Source organism: uncultured Sphingomonas sp. (assembly GCF_902806265.1).
In the GTDB taxonomy this organism is placed as follows: domain Bacteria; phylum Pseudomonadota; class Alphaproteobacteria; order Sphingomonadales; family Sphingomonadaceae; genus Sphingomicrobium.
The window spans coordinates 1-6,018 of record NZ_CADCVZ010000052.1 but is presented as its reverse complement, the minus strand read 5'-3'; the positions used below and the strand labels follow the sequence as shown (position 1 = coordinate 6,018).

The window sequence follows — 6,018 nt, the reverse complement described above, 5'->3', positions numbered from 1 at the left end:
ATAGCGGGGGCAATCCAAACCAACAAAGCTATGAGACGATAGTCCACAGCGGATCCTCCCGTTGCGTGCGCCTTCGCTCCTCGATGTAGGTACCGCCACGCGGCTAAGCTGCAGCCTTGGTACCTAGAGGTCCTGCATCCTTCATGGTTCCGCCCAGCCGTCCGAGGCCCGGAGCGGAGGGCAACCAAGTACCTCTGTCCATCTCAGCGATCAGGATGTCGTCGGCAAAAAGCTTGCATCGCCTTCCGGTGCAGTTAGCGATCAGCAGCTTGATCGCGAGGTCGTCGCGTTCCACACCCTCCACCAGTTCGGTTCCAACCAGCGAGCGTCCGCTATAGGTATCCAGTCGAAAGGTCCTCATGCTGCCCTCCGACTCGGCATTATATACCGGTTCTGAGATGGGCGTTACCTGTTTCTAAACGGTTGCCAAATAAGTTCAGCAGTAGGCCACATCAGAGCGGGCGTACTATCTCTACCCATTTTGAAGACAATAAGGTCGGGCAGAAACTCCTTTCCGACTGAGACACTCGCTGAACCCAAGCCTTCGGCTGGCCCTTTGTGGTCGTTCGTCTCGTCAGTGGGACGTTGTATGCAGCGTATGCAGCCGGCTCTCGATGGCACCGCCGTCGTCTTAGGTACCAGACGGGTGATCATACGTCTGCCTTGGTGTTGTTGGCCGTTATTGGGCGCGGGCGGCGACCGCTTCGTGTTCCGCACCGGCGACCTGGCCGGCACCGCGCCCGGCAGCTGCGACGTGATCCGCGACTACAGCTACGCGTCTGGCGACCGCCTCCGCCTGGACCTGTTCGACGCCAACAGCAATCTCGCGGGCACGCAGGACTTCGCGTTCATCGGCGCCGGCGCCTTTACCGGGGTGGCGGGCCAGCTGCGCTACGAGCAGGCGAACGGCAACACCTTCGTGTCGGCCGACACCGACGGCGACGGCGACGCTGACTTCATGCTGCAGCTCGAGGGGCTGCACACGCTACGGAGCGCGGACTTCATCCTGTAGGAAGGCTCGCCGGTGCCCGCGAGACACGCTGAGGCGAGCAGCAGCAGATGCGGTTGGACAAGCGGCAATTTGATTTATCTCAAGGACGTCCAGCACCCTCTTTGTGCGGCTATTCCGGTGGCGGAGCTGACGGTCCGAATCTCCGGGATCGCTGAGTGCGACATCCAAAGCTCTCCGGAGATTATGCCTACCTAACGACCCAGCCCTCAGAGCCGCCAAGCCGATCCACGGCGGCTAGTCAGCAATTGTAAGCGCGAGCGGCCCGTGCGACGTTTTCTCCAACTTCTTAGGGGATTTACGCAGGAGCGCCTGCGTGACTGGCGCGCGCCAGCCGGAACGCGGCCCATGCCAGGACCAGCGTCCCCAGGACTAGGGCGGCCCACATGACGAGCTTGCGCCTGTCCCGCATGCCGTCGGCGGCCTGCCCCTGCACCGGGATGGCGGGCGGCGGTTCGTTAGCGCTGGTAATGGTCGCTCGCGGCAGCGTGGCCAGATCGAGGGACGCGCCGGCCCCGGCGACCTCGGCGAGGGTCAGGTAGTTGGGCTGGGCGGCCGGCTGGCCCACGGCCATGCGGTAGGGCGGCGTTCCGCTGAGGGCGAGCAGCAACTCGACGGAGTCGAACAGCAGTTCCACCCGAAGCGCGGCGGAGAAGCCGGCGGTTCGCCGGTCGGCCTCGATCCGGTAGCTGGCCATTGGCACCGCCGGCAGTTCGATCGTGCTTGGCCCGCGTTCCGCTGACAGCGTCGCCGCGCCAAGCGCGCTCCACGCGTCCCTGCCGGGGCTGCGCCCGTATAGTCGCACGGGCACGATCCCGTCGGCCGGCGCGGCAGTCACCCGCAGCGCCGTCAGCCGCCCATTGTCCGGGAGCTGCAGCTGTAGCTGATGCGCGTCGGTCAGTGACAGCGGAGCGGTGGCGACCGCCACGCGGCCGGCCTCCGTGCTCCCGGCCATGACGGCGATTGCACCAGTCAACGCGACGCCGCTTGATCCCGTCCAGCTGATGCCGACGAAGCGGCCGCGGAGGTCGGCTCCGTTCAGCGTCACCTGCTCGCCCGCCAGCATCGGCCCGCCTGCGGCCGGCCGGAACAGCACCTTCTGCGCTAGCGGCTCCCAATCCTTGAGATTAGCGCTGGTCAGCAAGGTCAGGGGAACCGGCCGACCGGCGGGAATGTTCGCGCGGAGTACGATGGCTTCGACCCGATCGCGGAGCGCCCGGGCGTCTAGCAGCACTGCCGGCATCGGGACCTTGTCCCGCGAGAACCGATCAACGGTGACGGCCTGGGCCGGCTCCCCATCCTCGACCCGGATGGATAATTTGGAGTTCTGCAGTTCCTCGCCCCTGCCAAGCACGGGGTAGACGGGCAGATCGACGGTCGTTCGCGGTGCTGAGCCCGTGCCCGGCCCGAGCAGCGCCATCGCGACCAGCCTTCCGCGAGCGTCGAACAGGCGGATGTCGCCGAGGTCGCGCCGCCTGGCCGCCGCCAGCAGTAGCGGGGGCAGGATCACGCGCTGGAGCTTCCCTCCCGCCGCCGGCTGCAGGACGGCGTGGCGAGCAAAGGCCTCAGGCTTCGATACGTCCACCGCGGGGTCGGGCCGGCAGCCAGCCGCCAGCACCGCGAGCAGGAAAGCGATGGTCGCGCGAACGCTCATGCCGGCTGTTCCTCATTCGCTTGCCTCGGCGGCAGCGGGACGAAATAGCCGATCACCAGCATCAGCACGCCGACCCCGATGAAGGTCACGATCCGCTCCCACCCTTGTGCGTTGGACATGTCGACCAGCAGCAGCTTCAGGACCACTACGACCAGCAGCGCGGCGCCAACCAGCCACGACACACGCAACGCACGGCGGTGGGCGAACAGCATCAATCCCATCGCCAGCAGCGTCCATAGGATAGCCAGGCCGGTCTGCACTGCCGAGTTTGCGCCCAGCGCCGCGGCGCTCCAGTCGACGCCCAGCAGGTGGTGCGCCGTACGCAACCAGGCGCCGTTCAGGGCCGCGAACGCCAAGGCCCCGCCGGCCGCGTAGCCGGCTTGGCCGAGCAGGGGGGCCGCGGCATCCGGCCGGTCGTGCGCGATCCGGACCGTCCGCAGCCACAGCGCAAGCACCACCAGCGCGAGTGCCACCGACAGGTCGACCGGGTTCAGCAGCGGCACGAACGGCAGCGGGTCGGTCGTGCCCTCCGCCCGCAGCGCCGCGGAGAAGGCCCCGGCGTACGCCAGGGCGGCGAGCGGGACAGCCGCCACCCACCAGTAGCTTCGCGCCGCGGGGTGCAGCGGCCAGCGCAAGCGGTCGGTGGTCGCCTGCGGTGCCGCGCGGCCGGCCGAGCGCGTCAGCAGTCCGAGCACCGCGACGAGGCTGACGAGGAAGGTCACCCCCGCCCAGGACGTGTCCCACAGCTCGCCGCGGTCGATCCCGAGCTGCAGGCAATTGGCAAGCATGGCGGTCAGCAGCCACACGCCGCCCGCATGCACGAACCCATTCCATCGCTTGAGCGCATCGCTGCCCTCGCTCGACAAGGCCGCGTCGCTCCCGCGCAGCAGGGCGTAGTGGACGCTCAGCGCCAGCAGCCAGGCAAGCCAGTCCGGCCAGAACAGGACGTGCCGCGACATCAGCAAGGACAGGAGGAACGACAGCGCGAGCAGCGGCAGGCTGGCTCGCGCCGGCCAGGTCGCAACTGCCCAGTCCTTGCGCCGGCCGAATAGGTCGGCCAAGCCCGCCGCGCCCAGCAGCGCAAGCATGGCGAGCAGGACCTGCTGATAATGGCGGAACACCGGTGGCCCGAGGAGGTGCGGGGCGGCCCTCGGCAGCTGGCGGGTGACCTCCGCCAGAATCGCCATCGCGACCATCGTGAAACCGCCGAGGAAGACAACGTGGCGCGCTTGGTGCTCGAACCCGGCATAGGCTCGTGCCCAGCGCGATCCGCTGTGCGGCAGCTTCTGGCGCATCAACCAGGCGGTGATCAGCAGGGGCAGCGCGACCAGCGCCGCGCTGACAAACCCGGTGTTGCCGAAGGGAACGGCGGACACGTTGGGGGCGAGCGTCGCCAGCAGGATCAGGGCCGCGACTAGCTGTAGCAGGAGCCCGAACAGCCGCGGCAGCCAGCGTGCCTGGCGCACGCCGACCCAAAATGCGCCGGCGCCTTCCAGCGCCCAGACCGACGAGGTCCACTTGGCATAGAACGCCAACGGAACGGCAAGAGTCACAAAGCCTATGCCGATCGCCAGCAGGCTGTCCCTGACCACCCGCATGTCGCGGCCCTGCCGGCGCAGCATGAATGCAGCGACGGAGAGGTAGCCAGCCCCGAAGGCGAGCGCGGCGAAGGCGTTCCCGAAGGGACGGTCATGCACCAGGCCCATCTGCAGCCCGAAGCCGGCGAGGGCGGGACCGAACAGCAAGGTCGTGTCGGCGGCGTTGCCCAGCGGGCCCGGCCGATGGCCCACGTAGAGCGTGGCCACCAAGATGTAGATCAGCATCGTTAGGCCGAGGAACAGTTGGCAGGTCAAATAGTGCTGCGGAGCATAGCTGCTCACGCCCCACAAGGTCGCCATGCCAAAGGTCGCGAAGAAGCCGAGCAGGTTCAGCTCACGCCACGACCGCCGCCACGCGATACCCAGCAGCGCGAGGTTGAGGATCGTGATGTAGGTGAACAGGCCGACCGGGTTCCGCGCCTCGCCACCCAGCAGCAGCGGCACCGCGAAACCACCCAGGAACGAGGCGAAGGCGAGGCCCCGCGCATGTTGCAGGAGCGCAAGAACGCAGCCGAGCGCCGCTAACAGGATCATCAGGCCGAACGCGGCCGGGGGCGGCAACAGCCCGTAAACGCGGGCCGCGGCGAAGACGGTGAGGTACATCACCGCAACCCCGGTGCCCTGCAGGGCCAGCCCGAAAGCTGGCCGGGCAATCCGCCTGGCGAAGCCGACCGCCAGCAGCGCCGCGCCGGCCAGCGCCACGAGCGTCAACCGCACCTCAATCGGGAACAGGCCCGCATTGGCGACCAACCGCACCAGGAAGGTCAAGCCCACGAACAGGATGATCAGCCCGACCCGGACGATCGTGTTACCGCCCAGCAACCAGTCACGGGCCTTGGCCAGGAGCTCCTCTGTCCAGGAAGGGGTGGCGTGGTCGCCATCCTGAGCGTCGGCCAGGTCGCCGGTTGGTGCTTCGACGACTTCGTCCGTCAGCGGAGCGGGGGCTGGCGGGTTTTCGACAATGCGCGCGGGCCGCGGCTCTACCCAGTCAGCGCAGGACTGCGGAACAGCGCCGGCGCGGTTCATCCCCGTAGCTCCCGCGACCGCAAGCGCGATCTCCTCGCGAATGATCGAACGGAGCCAGCGGCCCATGAGCGCTCCGACGAGTGCGCCGAAGATCGCACCGAAGGTCTCGAAGCCGGCCAGAGCCCAGCCAAGGAGCGCTCCGGCCACCGCAGCCCACAAGATCATCCCGCCTGGTCCCCCGGCGCCCCCCGGCGCTACCGCACTGCTTGCAACGGCGGACTCACAAATGGAAGACGCGACGCGCCTTCGGATCGAGCGGTTACTCATCCTTTTTACGTCGGGATAGTGCCGTCACGAACAATCTGTTGCAGCGAAGAAGTTGCTTTGAGGCTTCAATGCTTGGCTCTGCTCGGGACTAGCAGACACTTGCTCTCTCGCGACAAAGGTGACCGCTGTATACGTCATCCTGACGACGCAGAAATCAGCTCACGGCAGGCAGTAACGTCCGCTATCGGGTCGTAAGTGTGCTCCCGAGTGACCGAAGTCGGTCGATCCCCGCACAACCCCGGAGGCTGAACTAACGTCCGTTTACGGGTGCGCGCGACCTAGCCGAGAACGACCAACAAGGGCCCTTAGATGCCGCCCGAGGATCATGAACGAACGTCCGCTATCGGCCTCACTTACCCGAAAGCGGCCAGTCCGCTTTCTACCACGATCAGACTCTGAACGAGGCCCAACGAAGGTCTGCTTACGGGTCCTCGTAGGATAAGCCTGATTGCCTCGGGTGGGCG

The 6,018-nt window shown here is 67.1% G+C and carries 4 protein-coding genes; 1 reads left to right on the top strand and 3 read right to left on the bottom strand.

Annotated elements, in window-relative coordinates; translation table 11 throughout:
* Window positions 1-103: 103 nt before the first annotated feature.
* Window positions 104-361, bottom strand: coding sequence for a hypothetical protein (locus QZX62_RS09950; protein ID WP_294174114.1), 258 nt, complete (start codon window positions 359-361; stop codon window positions 104-106).
* A gap of 285 nt (window positions 362-646) precedes the next feature.
* On the opposite strand from QZX62_RS09950, the gene QZX62_RS09945 reads away from it, so the two are divergent.
* Window positions 647-1,012 carry a hypothetical protein gene (locus QZX62_RS09945; protein WP_294174112.1) on the top strand — a complete coding sequence of 122 codons (366 nt, stop codon included), beginning with the start codon at window positions 647-649 and terminating at the stop codon, window positions 1,010-1,012.
* Between the two features lie 295 nt (window positions 1,013-1,307).
* On the opposite strand, the gene QZX62_RS09940 is transcribed toward QZX62_RS09945, so the two are convergent.
* Both QZX62_RS09940 and QZX62_RS09935 read right to left on the bottom strand, forming a co-directional pair.
* Entirely contained in the window at window positions 1,308-2,663 is a 1,356-nt protein-coding gene (locus tag QZX62_RS09940; RefSeq protein WP_294174111.1) for a DUF3999 family protein, read from the bottom strand.
* Complete coding sequence (locus QZX62_RS09935; RefSeq protein ID WP_294174109.1) at window positions 2,660-5,434, bottom strand: DUF2339 domain-containing protein; 2,775 nt, start codon at window positions 5,432-5,434, stop codon at window positions 2,660-2,662. Before QZX62_RS09935 ends, QZX62_RS09940 begins: the two co-directional genes overlap by 4 nt.
* Window positions 5,435-6,018: the final 584 nt, after the last annotated feature.

Excerpts from the sequence above, each read along its gene's own strand:
- QZX62_RS09950 (WP_294174114.1), bottom strand. The coding sequence starts at position 361 with ATGAGGACCTTTCGACTGGATACCTATAGCGGACGCTCGCTGGTTGGA.
- QZX62_RS09940 (WP_294174111.1), bottom strand. The coding sequence starts at position 2,663 with ATGAGCGTTCGCGCGACCATCGCTTTCCTGCTCGCGGTGCTGGCGGCT.